This is a genomic window from Mesorhizobium sp. M0207 (assembly GCF_040321995.1).
Taxonomy (GTDB): domain Bacteria; phylum Pseudomonadota; class Alphaproteobacteria; order Rhizobiales; family Rhizobiaceae; genus Mesorhizobium.
This window is the reverse complement of the sequence record NZ_JAMYSQ010000030.1, coordinates 48,132-69,049: the sequence shown is the minus strand read 5'-3', so window position 1 is coordinate 69,049 and position 20,918 is coordinate 48,132. Positions and strand designations below refer to the sequence as shown.

10 protein-coding genes are annotated in these 20,918 nt (G+C 62.9%); 1 reads left to right on the top strand and 9 read right to left on the bottom strand.

Annotation, left to right across the window (positions count from 1 at the left end):
• Positions 1-7: 7 nt before the first annotated feature.
• The 3 genes from NKJ15_RS28385 to NKJ15_RS28375 all read right to left on the bottom strand — a co-directional run bounded on the left by NKJ15_RS28385 (position 8) and on the right by NKJ15_RS28375 (position 5,028).
• On the bottom strand, positions 8-814 hold the full coding sequence (locus NKJ15_RS28385; RefSeq protein WP_352473532.1) for a class I SAM-dependent methyltransferase: 807 nt from the start codon (positions 812-814) through the stop codon (positions 8-10).
• Positions 815-964: 150 nt separating this feature from the next.
• Positions 965-3,406 carry a GcvT family protein gene (locus tag NKJ15_RS28380; protein WP_352819131.1) on the bottom strand — a complete coding sequence of 814 codons (2,442 nt, stop codon included), beginning with the start codon at positions 3,404-3,406 and terminating at the stop codon, positions 965-967.
• Positions 3,407-3,489: 83 nt separating this feature from the next.
• Positions 3,490-5,028 carry a trimethylamine methyltransferase family protein gene (locus NKJ15_RS28375; RefSeq protein ID WP_352819129.1) on the bottom strand — a complete coding sequence of 513 codons (1,539 nt, stop codon included), beginning with the start codon at positions 5,026-5,028 and terminating at the stop codon, positions 3,490-3,492.
• 218 nt (positions 5,029-5,246) lie between these two features.
• On the opposite strand from NKJ15_RS28375, the gene NKJ15_RS28370 reads away from it, so the two are divergent.
• Positions 5,247-5,837, top strand: a complete 591-nt coding sequence (locus NKJ15_RS28370) for a transglycosylase SLT domain-containing protein (RefSeq protein WP_352779134.1) — start codon at positions 5,247-5,249, stop codon at positions 5,835-5,837.
• A gap of 19 nt (positions 5,838-5,856) precedes the next feature.
• Here NKJ15_RS28370 and NKJ15_RS28365 read toward each other — a convergent pair whose 3' ends face one another.
• The 6 genes from NKJ15_RS28365 to NKJ15_RS28340 all read right to left on the bottom strand — a co-directional run bounded on the left by NKJ15_RS28365 (position 5,857) and on the right by NKJ15_RS28340 (position 20,658).
• Positions 5,857-8,265 (bottom strand): dipeptide ABC transporter ATP-binding protein, encoded by a 2,409-nt coding sequence (locus NKJ15_RS28365; RefSeq protein ID WP_352819127.1) that lies wholly within the window; start codon positions 8,263-8,265, stop codon positions 5,857-5,859.
• Positions 8,266-8,344: 79 nt separating this feature from the next.
• Positions 8,345-9,502, bottom strand: a complete 1,158-nt coding sequence (locus NKJ15_RS28360) for an ABC transporter permease (RefSeq protein ID WP_352503177.1) — start codon at positions 9,500-9,502, stop codon at positions 8,345-8,347.
• A gap of 11 nt (positions 9,503-9,513) precedes the next feature.
• The gene (locus NKJ15_RS28355; RefSeq protein ID WP_352453204.1) at positions 9,514-10,548 is read right to left on the bottom strand and encodes an ABC transporter permease; all 1,035 of its coding nucleotides are present in this window, start codon (positions 10,546-10,548) and stop codon (positions 9,514-9,516) included.
• A 221-nt stretch (positions 10,549-10,769) separates the two neighbouring features.
• Positions 10,770-12,422 carry an ABC transporter substrate-binding protein gene (locus tag NKJ15_RS28350; protein WP_352473524.1) on the bottom strand — a complete coding sequence of 551 codons (1,653 nt, stop codon included), beginning with the start codon at positions 12,420-12,422 and terminating at the stop codon, positions 10,770-10,772.
• A 260-nt stretch (positions 12,423-12,682) separates the two neighbouring features.
• The gene (locus tag NKJ15_RS28345; RefSeq protein ID WP_352819125.1) at positions 12,683-18,733 is read right to left on the bottom strand and encodes a translocation/assembly module TamB domain-containing protein; all 6,051 of its coding nucleotides are present in this window, start codon (positions 18,731-18,733) and stop codon (positions 12,683-12,685) included.
• The gene (locus NKJ15_RS28340) at positions 18,733-20,658 is read right to left on the bottom strand and encodes an autotransporter assembly complex protein TamA (RefSeq protein WP_352771326.1); all 1,926 of its coding nucleotides are present in this window, start codon (positions 20,656-20,658) and stop codon (positions 18,733-18,735) included. Before NKJ15_RS28340 ends, NKJ15_RS28345 begins: the two co-directional genes overlap by 1 nt.
• Positions 20,659-20,918 lie beyond the last annotated feature (260 nt).

Genomic DNA, 20,918 nt, shown 5'->3' with positions numbered 1-20,918 from the left:
CGCGCGCTCAGGCCGACTTGCGCGCAATCAGGCCCGCGAAGGCGATGAACCCGAAGAACTCTCCGGCTTCGACACGCCGGCGCGCCTCGTGCTTCAGCCCGTCGCCAAGCGCCTTGTCGAGTCGCTTCCAGCCGGCCAGAATATCGGCGCCGCGATCGACCAGAGTCAGCATGTAGTCGGGCGCGGCAATTTGGGCGTAGCCGTAGCTGTCGAATTTTTCGACGACAAAGCCCGCCGATTTCGCCAGCAGCGGCAGCCGGCGCGTCAGCCAGCGGTCATTCACCAGCGCCGCCATTGCGGCATCCACGCAATCCTGCAGCGGATCATGATCGCCGATGGCGACCGTCGTCGTCGCGTAATCGCCGTCGAAGATCGCCAGGCAGCCGCCTGGGCGAAGCACGCGCAACGATTCCGTCAGGGCCTTTTCGGGACCGGGCACATGGGTCAGGCAGGTATGGAAGATGACCACATCGAACGAGTTGTCCTCGTGCGGCAGCGACCTGGCATCCCCTTCGACGAAGTTCAGGTTGGGGATATCCGCGGCAAGCTCGCGCGCCTTCGCCAGAAATATCGGCGACGGATCGAGCCCAACAACCTCGTTCACCCCCGGCCAGCGCGCAAGCTCGCGACTGATCGGTCCCGAGCCGCAGCCGCCTTCGAGGACGCGTGCCCTTTCCGGAAAATCGATCGACGAGAAAAACGAGTGGCGAATTGCCTTCTGGCGCGGGTCTGCGGCCCGCAACTCCATCGCGTTGATAAGAACCGCGACAACAGCCGGATCAGCGGTTGTGATCTGCGCATACACGTCGGGCATGGTGGACCTCCGAAGCAATTGCCCAGCCTTCCGCCGCAGCTCGACAATAAAACCAAAGGTCACCGCGCGAAAGAATTTTCACTGTCGCGAAATCGTCCCCCCCTTTCATCGTGCCACCGGCACGGCGACTTCGCTATGCCACTCGGTTCCTCAACCGCGCATCCGCTCGAAATTGGCGTCGAACAGCGGTGTCTGCTGCATGCGTGCGGCGTAACGCTTGCCCAATAGCTCGATCTCGAAACCGTTGGCCTCATCGGCGATCTCTTTCGGCACATAACCCATGGCGACGGATTTTTTTGAATGATGCGCGTAGCCGCCTGACGTGACCCAGCCGCGCACGGCACCGCCATACCAGAGTGGCTCGTCGCCGATGACGTCGGCATCGGCAGCATCGACGACAAAGGCCCGCAACCGCAGTCTGCCGCCTTGCTTGCGCTCCGCCAGCGCTGCCTGCTTGCCGATGAAATCGGCCTCTTTGCCATACGCGACGAAGCGGTCGAGGCCGGCCTCCAGCGGCCCATAGATCGGCCGGTATTCGCGCGCCCATGAGCCGTAATTCTTCTCGAGCCGCAGCGCATTGAGCGCGCGCGAGCCGAACAGGCCGATGCCGAATTCCTCGCCCGCCGCCATCAGCGCCTGATAGGCTGCACGCTGATATTCCGGCGCCACCCAGATTTCGTAGCCGAGGTCGCCGGTGTAGCTGACGCGCCCGACCAGGCACGGCGCCATGCCGATATCCATCCTGCTGATGGCCATGAACGGAAAGGCCGTATTCGACACATCAGATCGTGTGACCTTTTCAAGAAGGTTCCGCGCGCTCGGCCCGGCGATCGACAGGCCGGTGAGTTTTGCTCCCAGCGCCTCGATGCTAACAGAGCCGTCCTTCGGCAGATGCGCTTCGAACCAGCGCATGTGGTACTGCTCGGCGACACCGCTGCCGGCCAGGAACCAATCCTTGCTTGCAGAATTTGGACCGCCGAGATTGGCCAGCGTGAAATCGCCGATCAACCTGCCGTCTTCCTTCAGCATCGGCGCCAGCGTCATGCGGCCGGGCCTTGGCAACTTGCACGCGAGCATACTGTCGAGCCAGGTTGCTGCGCCCTCACCGGTGACTCTGTATTTGGCGAATGACGAGATTTCCGACAGACCAACGCGTTGCCGAACCGTCTCCACTTCTTTAGCGACATGCTCGAAGTCGCTCGAGCGGCGCCAGGAGAATTCATCCTTGACCCCTTCGGGCGCATACCACAGCGGCACTTCCAGCCCATAGGCGACGCCCCATTGCGCGCCCTCGGCCGACAACAGATCATAGACCGGCGTCGTCTTGAGCGGTCGCCCAGCCGGCAACTCCTCGTTCGGGAAGCGGATCGAAAACCGCCGCGAATAATTCTCGCGCACCTTGGCGTTGGTATAGGCCATCGTGGCCCAATCACCGTAGCGTGACACATCCATCGCCCAGATGTCGGCGCCGGGATCGCCCTCGATCATCCAGTTCGACAGCGCCAGGCCGACGCCGCCGCCCTGCGAGAACCCCGCCATGACACCACAGGCCACCCAGAACCCCGGCAGGCTGCGCACCGGCCCGACCAGCGGATTGCCGTCCGGCGCGAAGGTGAAGGGTCCGTTGATGATCTGCTTGATGCCGGTGTTCTGGAACGCCGGGAAATGCCGGAAGCCAACCTCCAGCGACGGTGCGATGCGGTCGATATCGGGCTCCAGCAGTTCGTGGCCGAAATTCCATGGCGTCTGGAATTCGGACCATGGCTTGTTGGCCTTTTCATAAGTGCCCATCAGCATGCCGCCGCGTTCCTGGCGCAGATAGAGCTCGCCGTCGAAGTCGACCGCATGAATGATCTCCGTGCCGGTCTTCTGGTTCCAGGCGGCGACCTCCGGCATGTCCTCGGTGATCAGGTACATGTGCTCCATCGCCAGCATCGGCAGCTCCAGCCCGACCATGCGGCCGACCTCACGCGCCCACAGGCCGCCGGCATTGACGACATGTTCGGCCACAACCTCGCCCTTGTTGGTGATGACGCGCCACAACCCGTCGGCGCGCCGCACAATGTCCTCGACCTTGGTGAAACGCTCGACCTCGGCACCAAGCTTCCTCGCCGCCTTGGCGTAGGCGTGGGTAACGCCGGACGGGTCGAGATGACCGTCCTCCTTGTTGCGCACGGCACCGACGAACTGCTTGGGATCGAGCAACGGCATCAGCTCGGCCGCCTCATCAGGCGATATCTCCTCGAGCTCGATGCCGAGATAGCGGCCCTTGGCGACGACGCCGCGCAGCCAGTCGAGCCGCGCCTCCGTCGCTGCCAGCAAGACGCCGCCAGTCAAATGCACGCCGGTCGCCTGACCGGACAGTTCCTCGATCTCCTTGTAGAGCGAGATTGTGTATTTCTGCAGCTTGGCGACATTGGGATCGCCATTGATCGTGTGCATGCCGCCGGCGGCGTGCCAGGTCGAGCCGGAGGTTAATTCATCGCGCTCCAGAAGCACGATGTCTGTCCAGCCGTGCCGGGCCAGATGGAACAGCACGGAGCACCCGACAACGCCACCGCCGATAACCACGACCTTTGCATGCGATTTCATGGGATTCTCGTCGTTTCAAAGAGTTGGATGGGTTTCATGATTCTGGAGGAGAAGAGAATGAAGCCGAACAAGACGAGCGGCGCTTAAGGCTCGCCCGCCCCGATCGCTTCCTTGCGCTTGGCCACGTACGCCTCAAGCGCCTCGCGCCTGGAGACTTCCATCACCGGCTCGACATAGTCCTCCAGCGCCTTCTTCCAAAGCCTCGTCGCCCGCGCCGTGGCATCGAGCCCGCCAGCCTCCTGCCAGGCCTCGAAATTCTGCCAGTTGGACAGCATCGGCTGGTAGAAGGCCGTGGCGTAGCGCTCCAGCGTGTGCGGCTCGCCGAAGAAGTGGCCGCCGGTCGGAACCGCACCCAGAGCCTCGACGGCAAGCTCGGCCTCGTTGACCTCGATCGGGCGCAAAAACTCCATCATGTGCTGGATCATCTCGACGTCGATGATGAACTTTTCGAACGACGCTGTCAGTCCGCCCTCTTGCCAGCCGGCGGCATGGTAGACGAGGTTGCCATGGCCGAGCACCGCGCCCCACAGCGCCATCAGCGTCTCATAGGCGCCTTGCGCGTCGGCGGCATTGGAAGCCGAGCCCGGCGTTGTGCGATAAGGCAGGTTGTAACACCGCGCCAACTGTCCGGACGCGATATTCGCCTTGGTGTTTTCAGGCGTGCCGAACGCCGGCGCTCCCGATTTCATATCGACATTGGAGGTGAAGGCGCCATACATCACCGGCGCGCCGGGGCGGACGAGCTGCGTCAGCACCACGCCGAACAGCGCCTCGGCATTCTGCTGGGCGAGCGCGCCGGCAAGCGTCACCGGGCTCATCGCTCCCATCAGCGTGAATGGCGTTACCGCCACCGACTGGCCGAACTCGGCCATCGTCATCAGCCCCTCGGCCATCATCTCGTCGAAGCGGCGCGGCGAATTGACCGAAATGATCGTGGTGACGCCGGGATCGTGGCGCATCTTATCAAGCGTCAGTCCGCGCGCGATTGCCATCATTTCGATGCCGTCGAGCGCCCTGCCGCGGCCGATGGCCGAGACGTGAAAGCTTTTGTCGGTCAGTGTCAGATTGGCGAAATAAGTGTCGAGATGACGGGAATTCGCCGGCAATTCTACCGGCGCGCAGACCTGGTTGCCTAGCATGTGGATGCAGTTGAAATGCTGCGCCAGCCGGACGAGATCGGAATAATCGCGCAAATTGCCGGCACGGCGGCCGCGCTCCATGTCGTGCACATTCGGCGGCCCGGCGACGAGCGTGAAGTTGATGGTATTGCCGCCGAGGTGGACGGCATGGGCGGGATTGCGCGGCGTCAGCGTATAACTGGACTGCGTCGTCTTCAGCGCTTCCTCGATCATGCCGCGATCGATGCGGACGTTCATCGTGGCATGATCGACCTTGGCTCCGGCCTTCTCGAACAGCGACAGCGCCCGCGGGCTCATCACCTCGATGCCGAAATTCTCCAGGATATGCATCGACGCCTGGTGGATCGCCTCGATCTGGTCGGCCGAGAGCATCGCCATCGGCGGATAAGGATTTGTCACCCGCCTGAGCGACAGTTGCGGGATGGCGGTCGGTCCCCTGTTGCTGGTTCGCTCGGCGCCGCGCTTGCGTCTTGGTTCGCTCATGCGGCGCATCAAAGCGCCGGGACGAGGATCGGGCTGTCAAGAATCCGCCACCTGCGGGCGTGATTTTAGCCAAGGCGGCATTCCGGGAATTTCACGTCGGTAAAAGCGACAACAAACGTCGGAATGTTTATACCTGCTCAGTGTCGGCCAAAGCGGCCGATGAGCCGTTAAGAAAGACAGCAAGATTCCTTTTATGTTTTCGGCCTAATGCTCTTCCGATGCGTAGGTCGAGTTTTAGTAAAATTATAGCGATTGCCGCGCCGCTGGCGCTTTCGGCCTGCGCGACGCCACCGAACCATATCAACGATGTGTGCGCCGTTTTCGACCAGAATGACGGCTGGTTCGACAATTGGCAGGCGGCGGCACAACGGACCGAGCAGAAATACGGTGTGCCGGTTCCCGTGCTGATGGCGACGGTGCGCAAGGAATCCGGCTTCAAGAGCAACGCAAGGCCGCCGCGCACCAAGCTGCTGGGCTTCATTCCCTGGAAACATATCTCCAGCGCCACCGGCTTCTCGCAGGCGCTCGACGGCACCTGGGCGCAATACCAGAACGAGACCGGCAGCTGGGCGGCGCGCCGCACCAGGTTTGCCGATGCCGTCGATTTCGTCGGCTGGTATCATTCCAAGACCGCCGAGACCCTCGGCGTCGCCCGCAACGACACCTACAATCTGTATCTCGCCTACTATCTCGGCTGGAATGCCTATAAGCGCGGCAATCGCGGCGACGCCGACGTGCAGCGCTATGCGCATGCCACCGAACAGATGGCGCAGGACTACGCCGCGCAGCTACGGCAATGCGCGCCCTAGTCTAGCCTATTAACGGCTCTCAGCCGCCCTTGGGTTTGCGCGGCTTGCGCGTGGCGTCCTCGGCCTGTCGGCCGTCGCCGACAGTCGGCGGCATGATTGGTGCCACCGCGCTGTCGGCAGAGCTTGAGGTGCCGGTCTCTGAAACCTCGTCGCGAACCTCGTGACGGCGGGCTTTGGCGACCGCTTCGGCATTCTCCACTGCCTGGCCCTCGGCATCGGCTTCAACGCTGCCAGTCTTTCCATGCGGGCGCTTGGGCGGATCTCCGGCAAAGCCCGGGCCAACACCGTGGTTTGCATCATCCGGCACGCCCTCATTTGCGGCGTGCTCCTTGTCGAATTTGATCACCGGCTCCATTTTCGCCAGCACGTCGTCGGACAGCCAGCATAAGCTCATATGGCCGCCGCCGAGATTTTTGACTGGCGGCACCATGGTTTCGCAAAGGTTGTCCGGCACCAGTTTCTTGTAGCCGCAGCGCGTCTGGAACGGACAGCCGGACGGCGGGTTCATCGCCGAAGGGATGTCGCCCTCCAGCACGATGTGCTTCTTGACCACGCTTGTGTCGGCGATCGGGATCGCCGACAGCAATGCCTCGGTATAGGGGTGATAGGGCGGCGCGAATATCTGGTCGGTCGTGCCTTGCTCAACGATATAGCCGAGATACATGACGACGACGCGGTCGGCGATGTAGCGCACCACCGACAGATCGTGGCTGATGAACAGCATCGTCGTCTTGTTCTTGCGCTGGATGTCCATCAAGAGCTCGGTCACCGCGGCCTGGACCGACACATCCAGTGCCGAGACCGGCTCGTCGGCCACCACCACCTTGGCGTCGCCGGCAAAGGCACGCGCAACGCCGATGCGCTGTTTCTGGCCGCCTGAAAGCTGGCGCGGCTTGCGCGACTCGAACGCCCTCGGCAGCTTCACCAGGTCGAGCAATTCCAGCATTCGCTTGCGGCGGTCGGCCACCGTGTCGCCGACGTTGAACTTTTCCAGCGTACGGATGATCTGCGAACCGACCGAATGGCTGGGATTGAGCGTGTCGAACGGATTTTGGAACACCATCTGGATCGACGACACCGTGTCGACGCTGCGCTTCTCGATCCCGGTCGACTGGATCTCCTTATTGCCGAGCTTGACGCGGCCGGAGCTTGCCGTTTCGAGGCCGAGCAGCACCTTGGCCAGGGTCGATTTTCCGCAGCCGGATTCGCCGACGATCGCGACGGTCTCGGATTCGCGCGCCATGAACGAGATCGTCTCGTTGGCCTTGACGACACGGCCCTCGCTCGAGCCGAACACTTCGCTGCCGCCGACCTTGTAGTACTTCCGGAGGTCTTCGATCTGGAGCACCGGCGCACCGGGCACCACCCGCTCGTTGACCTTCTTGGCGCCGGGTGGCAGCGCCTCCCAGTCGATCTCGTTGAAGCGTACACAGCGCGAGAAATGCCCGTCATGGCCTTCGACCGCGATCATCGGAATTTCGGCGGCGTTGCAGACGCCCTCGACGAAATGGTGGCAGCGCGGGCCGAAATTGCAGCCCTTCGGCCGCTCGTGCGGTAGCGGCAACTGCCCCGGGATGGATATCAGCGGCCGCGAATTCTTGTCGGCGCCCGGCAACGGGATCGAGCGGAACAGGCCTTGCGTGTAGGGATGGCGCATCCGGTCGAAGACGTCCTTGATCTTGCCGGTCTCCACCGCTTCGCCCGAATACATCACCGTGATGCGGTCGCAGGTCTCCAGGATCAGGCCGAGGTTGTGCGACACGAAGATCATCGAGGTGCCGAACTTCTCGCCCAGCCCCTTGACCAGGTCGACGATGCCGGCCTCCACCGTCACGTCGAGCGCTGTCGTCGGCTCGTCGAGCAGAAGCAGCGCCGGCTTCGACAGCAGCGCCATGGCAATGACGATGCGCTGCTGCTGACCGCCGGAAAGCTGGTGCGGGTAGGAACGCATCATGCGCTCGGGATCCGGCAGCTTCACCGCGCGCACCATTTCCAAGGCACGTTTGTAAGCTTCGTCCTTCGACACCTTGTCGTGGATCAGTGGCACTTCCATCAGCTGCTGGCCGACCTTCATCGCCGGGTTCAGGCTGGCCATCGGTTCCTGGTAGATCATCGCGATCTTGTTGCCGCGGATGGCGCGCAGTTCCTCGTCGGACAATTCTCCCATGTCCTTGCCCTGGAATTTGATCTTTCCGCCGACGATCTTTCCGATGTTGGAGAGGTCGCGCATGATGCCGAGCGACACGGTCGACTTGCCGCAGCCGGATTCGCCGACAATACCCATCGCCTCGCCGGGCATGACCGTGCAGGAAAAATCCATGACCGCCGGGATCTCGCCCTTGCGGGTGAAGAAGGAGATCGACAGGTTCTCGATCTCGATGATCGGGCCATTCGTCGGCTTGGCGGGATTTCGAACTGCCTCATTCATGGGTCGCTCCAATCCTTGTTCTTCAGGCATGTCGGGCCGAACCCGGCATCGATCTTCCCGGCGTCAATCTTTGCCGGCATCAATCCTTCATAGACTGTTCGCGCAGCGAATCCGCCAGGAGGTTGAGGCCGAGCACGAACGACATCAATGCGATCGTCGGCGGCAGCGCCGGGTGGATGAAGGAGCGCAGCAGCCGGCTTGCATCCTTGATCGCCGTGCCCCAGTCCGGGCTTTCCGGCGCCAGTCCCAGCCCGAAATAGCCGAGCGTACCGAGCAGGATCGTGGTGTAGCCGATGCGCAGGCAGGCGTCGACGATAAGCGGCCCGCGCGCATTGGGCAATATCTCCCACAGCATGATGTACCAGGGCGATTCACCGCGCGTTTGTGCCGCCGCAACATAGTCGCGCGTTTTGATATCCATGACCAGGCCGCGCACGATGCGGAACACGCCGGGGCTGGAGGCGAACACCACCGCCACGAAGATGTTGAGCTGGTTGGGATCGATGTGGATGATCTTGAACGGATCGGCATCGAAGACAAGGCCTGCATAGATCCAGCCGCCAAGTACCAACGTCAGGCCAAGCAGGATATAGAGGCGGTCGGGGCGGTTCTTGTAGCGCGTCCAGAACAGCACACTGAAGAAGATGATCGGAAACAGGAAGAACAGCCCTGCCATCGCGTAGGGGATCGGCGTGTCCATGATGCCCGGCGTCACCAGCAGGTAGAACAGGAGGATCACCGGGAAGGCCAGCACAAGGTTGGCGAGGAAGGACAGCACCGTATCGATCTTGCCGCCATAATAGCCGGCCGGCAGGCCGAGCGTAATGCCGACCATCAGCGCAAAACCGGTCGCCGCCGGCGCGATGATCAGCACGATCTGGCTGCCATAGACCATGCGGGAGAACACGTCGCGGGCGAGCTTGTCGCCGCCGAAATAGTATACAAGTTTCGACCCCGGCTCGATTGCGCCCGGCAGCGCGTCCTTCATGATCGGCACTTGGGCGAGCGGATCGAAGGGCGAGATGGTCGACGCGAAGATCGCCGTAAACAGCCAGAACAGGCAGATGCCGACGCCGACGATGCCGACGCCGCTGTCGAAAAGCTGGCCGTAAAGGCCTAGCTTCTTCTTGTAGCCGAAGCTCGCCCCCATCACCAGGGCGAGAGCGATCCAGACTGGCCAGAAGCGGGCAAGCACGCCGAGTACGACGTTGAAGGCGCTGAGATATTCGACCTGCATCCGCCGGTCTCCTATTGAACTCTGATGCGCGGATTGAGGAACGCGTAGCCGACATCGGAGATGAGCTGTGTGATCAGGACGATAAACACCGAGACCAGCGAGCAGCCGAGCAGAAGATCGATGTCGTTGTTGCCGGCGGCCTCGACCAGGGTGTAGCCGAACCCCTGGTAGCGGAACATCACCTCGACGATGACGACGCCGGTGAGCAGCCAGGGGAACTGCAGCATGATGACCGTGAACGGTGCGATCAGCGCGTTGCGCAGAGCGTGCTTTATCACCACGCTGCCGAAGGAGAGGCCCTTCAGCCGGGCGGTGCGGATATATTGCTGTGTCATCACCTCGACCATCGAGGCGCGGGTCATGCGAGCGATGTAGCCGATGCCGTATATCGCCAGCGTCATCACCGGCAAGGTGAAATTATAGAAGGTGATGCCCTGGCTGGCCGAGGCCGCCGAACCGTTCAGCACGCCGAGCCAGGAGGCAAAGATCACGGTGAAGATGACGCCCGAAACATATTCGGGCGTCGCCGTCGAGGCGATCGAAGCCACCGACAATGTGCGGTCGGTGCGTGAACCCTCGCGCATGCCGGCGAGAATACCGATCAAAAGCGAGATCGGCACCATTACGGCCAGCACGCAGAGCATCAGGATGCCGGTGGCGCTGAGCGCCGGAAAGAGTTTCGAAGCGACCGTCGTCTTGAACTTGGTCGAGCAACCGAAATCGCCTTGCAGGATGCCGGAGAATGTCGGCACGACCGGATCGTTGCAGAAGGAGAAACGCTGTGCGGGCTTGCCGGTCGCCGGGTCGGTCACCGGCTGCTTGGGCATGATGCCCAGCCATTGGCCGTAGCGGATAAAGAAATTCTGCCGATAGCCATGGTTGACCAGCCAAGCCTCAAGCTGCTCGGCGGATGTGTGCATTTCGGTCTGGCTGATCGCGAGCTTCTTCAGATTAGGCCCGAGATTGACCAGGAAGAAGACGATCATCGTCAGGCACAGCATCGTCACTGCCATGGTGCCGAGACGCCTGATAACGAAAGAAAGCATGGCGGTCCCCTGCCGGTCGGGTTGGGGGTGGAACCGGTTTGCAAGCCGTGCGCTGCCGCCAGCGGCAGAACAAGCCTTCAGACCAGTCCCAGATGCAATACCCTTTTTATTGCAGACCCAGGCCCGAAGAGTCCGCAACTTTTTGCTGCGCCGACTTCCGGTCCAAGGACCATGCAAAGAGCGAGGGAAAGGGGCGAGACGCCCCTTTCCGGATCGTCCGGTCAGGCCTGGTCGAGCCAGACCTTGCCGTAGTCGCGCTCGAAGGTCGGGTGCATCTTGTAGTTCTGCACCGCCTTGACCGAATGGCTGTAGAGCTTGCGCCAATAAGGCTGGATGATAATGCCGGAATCCTGCAGGATCTGCTCGATATCCTTCATCATTTCCTTGCGCTTGGCGGCGTCGGCAACTGCCAGCGCAGCGTTGAGCTTGGCATCCCACTCCGGATTCGACCAGGCCGTCTCGTTCCAGGCCTCACCTGTGCGATAGCCGATCGCCAGAACCTGGACGCCGAGCGGCCGCATGTTCCAGTTGGTCATCGACAGCGGATACTTCGTCCAGTCGTTCCAGAAGGTCGAACCCGGCAGCACCGTACGCTTGACCTTGATGCCGGCGTCGCGCATCTGCGCGGCGATCGCATCGCCTGTGTTCTTGTGCCAGTCTTCGTCGACCGTGATCAGTTCGTGCTCGAAATCGGCCTGGCCGGCTTCGGCCATCAGCGCCTTTGCCTTGGCCGGGTCGCGAGCAATCTTCGGCAATTCATAGTATTCCGGATGGATCGGGGCGACATGGTGGTTTTCGGCAACCGTGCCGGCATTGCCGTAGCCGAGCTGGAGGACGACATTGTTGTCGACCGCGAGCTGCAGGGCGTTGCGAACCTTCTGGTCGCCGTAAGGCTTGTTGGTCACATTGGTACGGCAGACGATCGTCGAGGCGGTGACGATCTCCGACTTCACCAAATCCATGCCGTCGAGGATCGACACATAGTCGGCCGACGTCTCGAAGTTGGTGTGCACCTCGCCTGCCTCGAAAGCGCTGACCATCGCCGCCGGATCGGTGCCGTAGTCGATGAACTCGATGCCGTCGAGGAAGACGTCACCATCCCACCATTTGTTGTCTTCGCGGCGCTTGTAGACCACTTTCTGGCCGACATCGTAGGAGACCAACTCGAACGGGCCGGTTCCGATCGGGCAGGACTTGAAGTCGCCGCCCTTCTCGTCGAAGGTCTTGTGGACGATAAGGCCGGGATAGTCGCACACGTTGGGAATGAGGGCGATATCCGGCTTGCTGAGCGTCAGCTTGACCGTGTGATCGTCGACCTTGGTAACCGCGCTCTCATCCAGCTTGTCATCCTTGACCAGCGAACCGAGGCGACCGGGCATGGAATTGCCTTCGGCTTTCTTGTCGGCCCAACGCTTGAGGTTGAAGATGACGTCGTCTGCGGAGAACGGATCGCCGTTGTTCCAGGTGACGCCCTTGCGCACATGCAGCGTGTATTCGGTAGCGTCGTCATTCACGTCCCAGCTCTCCAGCAGATAGGGGCGGAACGTGTATTCGGTGGTGTATTTGACCAGCGGCTCGAGCGCCTGGCGCTCGGCATTGGCGATTTCCGACCAGTCGGCCTTGCGCGGATCCTTCGGATCCTTGATCCATTGCGCGACCTTCAATACGCCGCCTTTCTTGCCCTGGACCTCTTCCGCCTTGGCCGGCGTCGGGTCTGCAAGGCCAAGCATGCCATAGGCCATCGCCGTCGACGCGCCGAAGACGCTGGCGAGAGCTAGAAATTCGCGACGATCCATCTTGCCTGCCTTGGCGTCTTCGGCCATGGCCAGGATGTGATCGGGAACGCGGTCGCCGTTACTCTTGTAGATCGTCATGACTTACTCCCATTGTTGGCTTTCTGCCTTTTAACATTCCGCATCCTCGCCATGATGTCAAAGACGGCAGGGATTGGGAACATGCCAAGGAATGTGCAACTTTGAAAGCAGGGCGGTTCGCGCGATAACGACAGTCTTGGCGCAAATTTGCTACTGCGCCAGGGATTTCGTCCGAAATCCCCACAGGCAATTAAACTGGGACATTCGCCGCTGCGCCACTCGTTCTCAGGCAACCAGTTGTTCTGCGCGAACGGCCGGTTTCAATATTCCCGTTCGTAGAAAACACCGCCTTTTGCTTCGCCGGCGTCGGTTGCCTCGCCACGCAGCTTGACGCCGCGCCCAACGTCGAGATCGACGGTTGCCTTGCCCGAGCCCGGCCTGTCGCCCTTCTGGATCGTCACATAGGTACGGTCGTTGAGATACTTGCCCGCCGAGACGGCGGTGCCACCCTGTTCATCGGTGATTACGTCGAGATCGTCGACGCCGATTGCGCTGCGCAGGTTCTGCAGCAGTGAGGTCGAGCCGCCGACGCCGGCCAGTTGTCCGGCAGCCTCGGCAAGCTGCGCGATCTGCAGCGGCGACAGGTTCGACATCGAACGGCCGAAGATCAGCTGCGCCAGCACCTCATCCTCCGGCAACGCGGGTACCGAGGAGAAGGTGAATTTCGGGTTGTTCGCCTCGCCTGACACCACGATAGTCACGGTGGCGCTGGTCGTCTTCGATTGCGCCGTGAGATTGAGGTAGGGCACCAGAGAGCCGGAAAAGCCGACGGTGCCTTCCGTGAAGGTCAGCCGCTTGGCAAGGATCGTCAACCGTCCGCGCCGCAAGGTGAAGGTGCCGACCGCCTGGGGTGACGATGCCGGGCCGGTCAGCCGCAGCGAACCGCCGAGCTCGGCGTCGACACCCCTGCCCTGGATGAAGATCTGGCTCGGCGCATTGACCGTGACGTCGAGATTGAGGCCGTTGCCGCCGCCGCCACTGCTTGCAGCGGCCGGGCGCAACGCCTTGTCCTGCGCACGCACGGCGGCCGGCGCATTCTTGTGCTTGACGTTGAGCTCGGCCAGCGAGCCGGGCAGCTTTTCGGGTACGGTGATGACGGTCTTGGCCAGGTTGACCGTACCGGAAATCACCGGCGCGGAGGTGAGCGGTCCCTTGACGGTCAGGTCGCCGCCAAGATTGGCGGTGACCACCTTGCCGTCGGTATAGCGGCCATCGACGAGCTTGACCGACAGGTCGGCCGGAAAACCTTTTGCCGGATCGATGCCGACGGTGCCGCTGGCCGAAAGGCTGCCGCGTGTCGACAGCGTGCCGGTCAGGCGGTTGATCCTGGCCACGCCATTGCCGATAGCGACATCGGCAGTGATGTCGTTGATCGCAAGCCCCGATCGCGCATCGACCAGACGGGCGCCCGACGTGCGGACCGTGCCTGAGATCACCGGCGACGTCGCCGGGCCGCGCACCTGCACATCGACGTCGGCCGTGCCGCTGAGGGACAGGCCTTGCGCGGCGAGTGTCCTGGTGAGGAAGGCGAACGGCACCTTGCCGGAAAAGTTGAGATCAAGGGTGGGCGCGCCTGATGTCGTCATCGTGCCGCCGCCCTTGAGGCCGAGGCCGGCGGCATCGCTCATGTTGGCGTCGAAGGTCAGTCTGTTGCCCGAATACGTACCTGAGGATGAAACGCCAATGCCGCCGAAACCTGCACCACGGGTCTGCGACGTCTGAACGCCTGCGGCGTCGATCTTGAAGGCAACGGCCGGATTGGCCGGCGCGCCCGTCACCTTCACCGTGCCCGAGATGGAACCGGCGGCATCGAGGCCCGGCGAAAAACTGTTGGCTATCGAGATCGGGACGCGGGCCAGCGTCGCGTTGAGGTCGAACGCCTGCCCAGCCTTGCCCGTGACCGTCGCCGTGCCGCCGCCGAGGTTGAGCACCAGCCTGTCGAGGCTGGTCACTCCATTGGCGATGTTGATGGTCGAGGCCTGGGCGATGGCCGCCTTGATGCCGCGGATGGTCGCCTCGCCGGAGGCAAGTTCGACCGTCGTCGTGCCCTTGACCGCCTTGACCCGGCCGGCCGCCCTCAGCGGAATATCCTTGACGGTGGCGCCACCGGAAAAGCCGGTCCATTCGCCGTCGCGCTTGAGATCGACGTTGACGCCCCGAATAGCCGTTCCGCCGGAAGTTACGCTGTCGGCACGGATTTTGCCCGAGATCACCGGTGCCGCCAGATAGTTGGCGATCAGCGCATCGATGCTCACGGCCTTGGCCGAGACATCGCCGCGCGAGATCGAGGCCGTCGTCGCCTTGACGGCGACTTGCGGCACGGTACCCGCCTTGGAGAAGGCGATCGTGCCGCGCACATCGCCATCGGCCTTTTCCAGTGCCAGGGCCGCAAGCGGACCGATATCGGGCAGGTCGAGCGCCACGGTGCCGGCCGGAACGAAGGCATCGTCGAGCGCCAGGTCGCCGGAGATACGGTTCTTGCCGAGCGACAGCAAAAGCCCGTTGATGGCGCGTTTGCCGTCCGATGTCGCCAGCACGGCGCTGCCCTGCAGCGGTTGGCCGCCGACATTTCCGGTGAGTCGCACATTCGCAGCCGGGTTGGCGGCATCAGCCTTGCCGGTGGCAGTAAGCTTCAGACCGGTGATCTCGCGCGCCGCGACCGAAAGCCTGTCGCTGTTGACAGTCAGCGACAGATCCGGCGCGATGCTGGCACCTTGCGCATTCAGCGCGAAAGAGATGGCGCCTTTGGCGTCCTTGGATAGCAGCGAGACGTCGCCTAGCGCGCCTTTGACGTCGGCGCTGAGCTTGTTGTCGGCAAGGCTCGCCTGGCCGTCTGCCGTCAGCGAACCGGACGACAGCCTGACGGTATTGGCGGTGACACTGCCATTGGCGTCCCGCTTCAGCGCGGCACTGAATTGCGTTCGCTCGGCGAGCACGCCACGTACCGCCCCCGGCAGTGCCGCCGAGGCGGCGTCCGCCTTGACATTGAGGTCGATGGCGCCGTCGGCCAGCGAGACCCGCCCGTTGAAGCCGCTGTTCAACGCGTCGCTGGTCACCGTGCCGCTATCGATGACGATGGCATCGGCGGCAAGGCTGCCGGCGAGTTTGGCGGTGACCTTGCCGGCGATCAGCGGCGCGATAGTCGGATTGTCGATGCCGATTTTTTCGGCAGTCACGGTGCCGGAGATCGGCCCGCTCCGGGCTTTCACGTCAAAGCGATCGGAGTGCAGCGCAAGCGTGATGCCCTCGATCATAGCTAGATTGGTGGCGGCCGATGGCAGCGTCGCGGAAATGTCGAGCTTCGGCTGGGCGCCCTGCCCGGCCGCCGTTAGCGATATCGCCTGTAGCTCGAGCTTGATCGGGCTCTCCTTGCTGCCAAGCGACAACGGCAGGCTCGGACCGGTAGAGGCCAGGTCGAGCGAAAAATCGCTGGCACCGTTCGGATTGATGGTGCCGGCTGCCTTGCCGGAAATCTTCTCGCCGGCAAGCGTCGCCTGCTCGATGGCCAGGCCGCTGGCCGACGAGAAACGGCCTGCTGCGTCGAGATCCAGCGGCCCGAGCCCAGCCTGCCGGGTCTGGCTGGTTTCGGCGCCGTTGAGCCGGGCGGTGAAGCGAATATCTGGGGCAGCCGACGATCCGGTGACCTGCGCGGTGCCGCTGAGCACGCCCACGGCATCGAGACCCGGTGAAAAATCATTGGCAAGCGCTGCCGGCACCGCCGACAAGGTGGCAGCGAGATCAAGCGTCTGGCCGGCCGTACCCGACACGGCAACCGAACCACCGCCGACACCGAGCGCCAATTTCTCTATGCTCACCCTGCCATTGGCGATTGTCAGCGCTGATGGCTGCGCGACAGCTGCCTTGATGCCGCGGATGGTCGCCTCGCCCGAGGCAAGCTCGATGCTGGTGGTGCCGTTCGCAACCCTGACCCGCCCGGACGCGCTGGCCGGAATGCCGGCGACCGTGGCGCCGCCGCTAAAGCCGGTCCAGTCGCCATCGCGCTTCAGGTCGACATCGATGCCGCTGATCACCGTGGGTCCGGAGGTGATCGTGTCGGCCTTGATCTTGCCGGCGATTGCCGGTGCTTTGAGATAATTGGCGACCAGCGCGTTGACGGCGATTGTCTTCGCCGCCAGTTCGCCGCGCGAAATCACGGTGCTCGTCGCATCGATCGCGACCGTCGGCGCTCCGTTGTCGTTCGCAAAGCGGATGGTGCCGCGCACGTCGCCGGCTACCGACTGGCCTGTGAGTGCGGCCAGCGGAGCAATATCGGCGGCATCGAGGGTCAACGTGCCGAGCGGCAGCAGGTTGTCGTCGAGCCCGAGGTCGCCGGAGACCTTGTTGTCGGCTAACGAGACGGCAAGTCCATTGATGGAGCGCTTGCCGTCGGTTGTGACCAGCGATGCCTTGAGGTCGAGCGGCTGGTCGTCGACCGAGCCGGTCAGCGAGACATCGGCGGCGGGACTGGCGATATCGGCCTTGCCGCTCGCGCTCAGCCTGATCTGCTTCACCGTATGGCCGGACGCCGTCAGGCTGTCGCTGTTGGCCGAAACCGAGAAATCCGGTGCGCTGCGCGCGCCGCTTGCGGTAAGCCCGAAACCGACGGCGCCGCCGACGTTGGCGCCGACCAGCGGCGACAGCACCGACACGTCGCCCAGCGTACCCTTGATATCGGCTCGGATATCGGTGCCTTGCACACTGGCGGTGCCGCTGGCGCTAAGCGTACCGGAGGTGAGTTGCAATGCGTTGGCGGCGAACGCACCGTCCGGGTCGCGTGTCGCGGTTGCGGAAAACTGCACGCGCTCACCGAGAACCGAGCTGATTTGCGGCGGCAGCGCCGTCGAAGCCGCGTCGGCATTCATCTTGAGCGTCATCGACAGATCGGCAAGCGCCACTGTGGCTGTTACGGACGCATTGAGCGCGTCGCTGCGTAGCGTGCCTTTATCGACGACAATCTGTTCCTTGCTGACGGAGCCGGCGAGACCGGCGCTGACCCTGCCCGTTATCAGCGGCGCCAAAGTCGCGACGTCGGTGTTCAGGCCGGCCGCCGTCAGCTTGATGGTGACCGGCCCGCTACGGTTCTGGATGTCGAAACCATCGGAATGCACTTGCCCGATCAGGTCGTCCACCCGCGTGCCGCCCGCCACCACCGAGACCAGCGACGCGCCGATATCCATCATCGGCGCCTTGCCATCGCCGAAAGCGCGGGCCGTGGCATCCTTGATTGCCACGGTTATCGGTTGCGCCTCGCTGCCGAGGCTGAGCACGATCGGCGGCCCCTTTGCGGCGAGCTTCACCGAAAGGTCGCTGGCGCCGTTCGGATCGACAATGCCGGCAGCGGTCGCGTGCAAGGCGCCGCTGTCGATATTGGCGCGCTCGACATCGACGCCGCCGGCCGCGGTCGCCGTGCCGGCGAGGTCGAAGGTGGTCTTGCCGGCAAACAGCGGTTTCAGGGTTTCGGGCAGGAAGCGCTCGAATTCGCCATCGCCGTTGGCCTCGACATAATGACCCTTGTCGGTGAGCTGATGGCGACCGGTAAGCTGGGTGACGATCCGGCCGTCGACAACGAAGGTCCCGATGCCATTCCAGTTGGCGAGCGGTCCGGTGCCGGAAACGACAATGTTGACCGGCGGCGCGCCCGGCAGGTTGAGCAGGTTGGCGATGATGCCGCCGGCCGGCTCGGATGCCTTAAGGTCGAGGTCGAGCTTGTTGTCGGCCGGCGCGAAATGGGCTTTGGCGTCGACCGTGCCTTGCTTGCCGTCGTGGCGAACGATGTTGAGGTTGGTCTCGATCGCCAATGGAGAGGCGTCCGCCTTGAGCGCTCCCTTGGCTGCAAGTTCGGCCACACCGCTGCCGGCCAGAGCCTGCCCGAGCGCGATTTCGGGAAGGTCGAGTTGCCTGACGTCGATGGAAACCGGCAGCGTCGTCGCTCCGCTTTGGCTCGGCTGTGTATTGGCCACCGGCAGCCTTGCCAACTCGATACGCTCGGCCCCAATGCGATCGGCGCTGAAGCTCTTCGACAGGAGTGCCAGCGGCGACCAGTCGACGGCCACGTTGCGCGCCACCATCCAGGCGCCTTCGCGATCCTCCAGAACGACATGATCGACCCTCAGCGCGCCCGACCAGATGCCGTCGATGCCGACGACAGTCACCTTGCGGTCGCCGGTCGAGGCCATGGTCGAGATGATGCCGGCAAGGTTTTCGCGGCCGCGCTCGGTTTTGGTCAGCACGACGAGCGCCCCCACCGCCGCTGCCACGACGATGAGCAGCGTGTAGAAAAGAATACGGAGGATGCGCCTGAATATTGCCATCAGAATGCCTGGCCGATGCCGGCATAAATGCCGAAATGAGGATCGTCAGGACCGCGGTTGAGAGGCACCGCCGCGTCGACGCGCAGCGGCCCGAACGCCGTCAGATAGCGCAAGCCTACACCCGCGCCGACCTTCATGTCCGAAAAATCGGGGACCTGCCTGGTCGACACCGTGCCGGCATCGACGAACGGCACGACGCCGATCTTGTCGGTGACGGCGATGCGCATCTCGACCGAGGTCTCGAAGAAGGAAAGCCCGCCGATCGGCTCTCCATTGCTGTCCTTCGGGCCGATGCCTTGATAGGCATAGCCGCGCACCGAACCGCCGCCGCCTGAGTAGAAGCGTCGATCTGCCGGAACATCTTGAAGACTGGCGCCGATGATAGAGCCGATGGCGACACGTTCGGCGAAAACGAATTTCGAGGCCGAATCGAGTGACTGGTAGGCCGACCCCTCGCCCTTCAGCTTGACAAACGCAGCCCCGCTCAAAATGTCGTAGCTCGGCTCGCCATAGGCCAGCACCCTGAAGCCCCGGGTCGGATTGAGCTTGCTGTCGCGATTGTCGTAGACATATTGCAGTGGAATGCTGGCGATCAGATAGGTGTGCTTGCCGAAAGCGTCGTGGATCCTCGAATAATCCAGCGCGACCTGCGCGGAAACCGTCTGCTTCTTGTCGAGTTCGTAGGACAGGCCGGTGCTGCCCTTGACCGAGAAATGGTCGTAGGCGTCGGGGTGTTCCAGCACGGTATTGACACTGGCAATGAATTTCGACGCCGGCCCGACCACGCCCGGCTTTTCGAACATGACGCCGGCATTGTAATTGAGTTGGGTCAAGTCGTTGCTGCCGATGCCGCTGATCTTGCCGTCGATGCGCAGCTTTTCGGCGCGGCCAAACAGATTGCGATGCCCCCAATAGCCTTCGAGGCCCAGCCCTTCGGTGTTTGAGAAGCTGCCGCCAATGCCGAAATAGCGCGGCTTGCGTTCGCTTACCTGGACACCGATCGGGATGTTGCCCTCGGCGTCCAGTGCGTCGGCTTCCTTCACCGTCACGCTGTTGAAGACCTCGAGCCCGAGCAGCCGGTCGCGCGCATCGTCGATCTCATCGGGCGAATATTGGCGCCCGCGCTTAAGGCCGGTCATATATTCGGTGAAGTCGCGGTCGACCTTTTCCGTGCCCTCGACAGTGGTGTCGCCATAGCTGGCGACCGGGCCGGCCGCGACGGCAAGCGTCACGTCGAGCGTCGAACCGGCGTGCTCGGCGACGATCTCGCGGCCCGTCACCTTGGCCAGCGGCCTGCCTTCTTGCTTGAGTGCCCGCACGATCGCCGCCTCGGCCTTGAGCACGGCGCCCGAACTGGCGTCACCGCCGGCGATCAGACCGAAATCGGCACTTGCCAGCCCCGCCGCATCGCCTTCCAGTCTGATGTTGCCAAGCGTGAATTTCGGCCCGGCTGCTATGCGTATCACCACCGGTATCGGCTGCGGACCCGAAAACTCGGCATCGGGCGGCAGATCGTCGAGCGGCTTGCCCTGAATAGTGATGGTGACGACACCCTCGTAACGGGCGTCAGTGTAGAGTGCGGCAACAAGTTGCTCACGGTCACTGCGCGCCTTGGCCAGTAGGCCGAGAGAACCGGATACCGGATGTTCCTCGTCGGCCTTCAGCGCCGAGGCGTTTTCGAGCTTCTCGGCGAGATCCTTGTCGGCGTCCGGCGCCTCGATCGTCACCGCATAGCGCAGCGGGTCGACGATATCGGCATCTTCGTCTTTGGATCCCCACAGCTTGATGCCGAAAATCTCGAAGGCTGCCGCACTTCCGGTTTCGGCAACAAGTGCCGTAGAGCACAACAATGCGAAAAGCAGGGCGCGCGAAAGCGCGCGCCGTGGCGCGGTTCCTCCCGACATCTGCCTTTCATACGCCGGCATTACGCTCCTAGCCTAGCTCGCAAACCTAAAATTGGAATGAAGTTCTGAAGCACTCGTAAAGGGGCCACAATCCAATTGCTGAAATAGACAGGGCTTGGAACTCACACCTTCTGCGTCGCCGCAAGAAAGCGTGATCCCCTGTCCTATGGAGCTACTACCGGTCACCGGCCGGAAAGCAAACCGTTGGCAGGCGGATCCTGCCGCGTCCCGATGTTGACAAGCGCGACTGAAGCTTGAAGATTTCTGGACGTAAGCACTTG

Coding starts and splice junctions, on each gene's coding strand:
- NKJ15_RS28340 (WP_352771326.1), bottom strand. CDS start 20,658: ATGCCGGCGTATGAAAGGCAGATGTCGGGAGGAACCGCGCCACGGCGC.
- NKJ15_RS28375 (WP_352819129.1), bottom strand. CDS start 5,028: ATGAGCGAACCAAGACGCAAGCGCGGCGCCGAGCGAACCAGCAACAGG.
- NKJ15_RS28345 (WP_352819125.1), bottom strand. CDS start 18,733: ATGGCAATATTCAGGCGCATCCTCCGTATTCTTTTCTACACGCTGCTC.
- NKJ15_RS28380 (WP_352819131.1), bottom strand. CDS start 3,406: ATGAAATCGCATGCAAAGGTCGTGGTTATCGGCGGTGGCGTTGTCGGG.
- NKJ15_RS28350 (WP_352473524.1), bottom strand. CDS start 12,422: ATGACGATCTACAAGAGTAACGGCGACCGCGTTCCCGATCACATCCTG.
- NKJ15_RS28360 (WP_352503177.1), bottom strand. CDS start 9,502: ATGCAGGTCGAATATCTCAGCGCCTTCAACGTCGTACTCGGCGTGCTT.
- NKJ15_RS28385 (WP_352473532.1), bottom strand. CDS start 814: ATGCCCGACGTGTATGCGCAGATCACAACCGCTGATCCGGCTGTTGTC.
- NKJ15_RS28365 (WP_352819127.1), bottom strand. CDS start 8,265: ATGAATGAGGCAGTTCGAAATCCCGCCAAGCCGACGAATGGCCCGATC.
- NKJ15_RS28355 (WP_352453204.1), bottom strand. CDS start 10,548: ATGCTTTCTTTCGTTATCAGGCGTCTCGGCACCATGGCAGTGACGATG.
- NKJ15_RS28370 (WP_352779134.1), top strand. CDS start 5,247: ATGCGTAGGTCGAGTTTTAGTAAAATTATAGCGATTGCCGCGCCGCTG.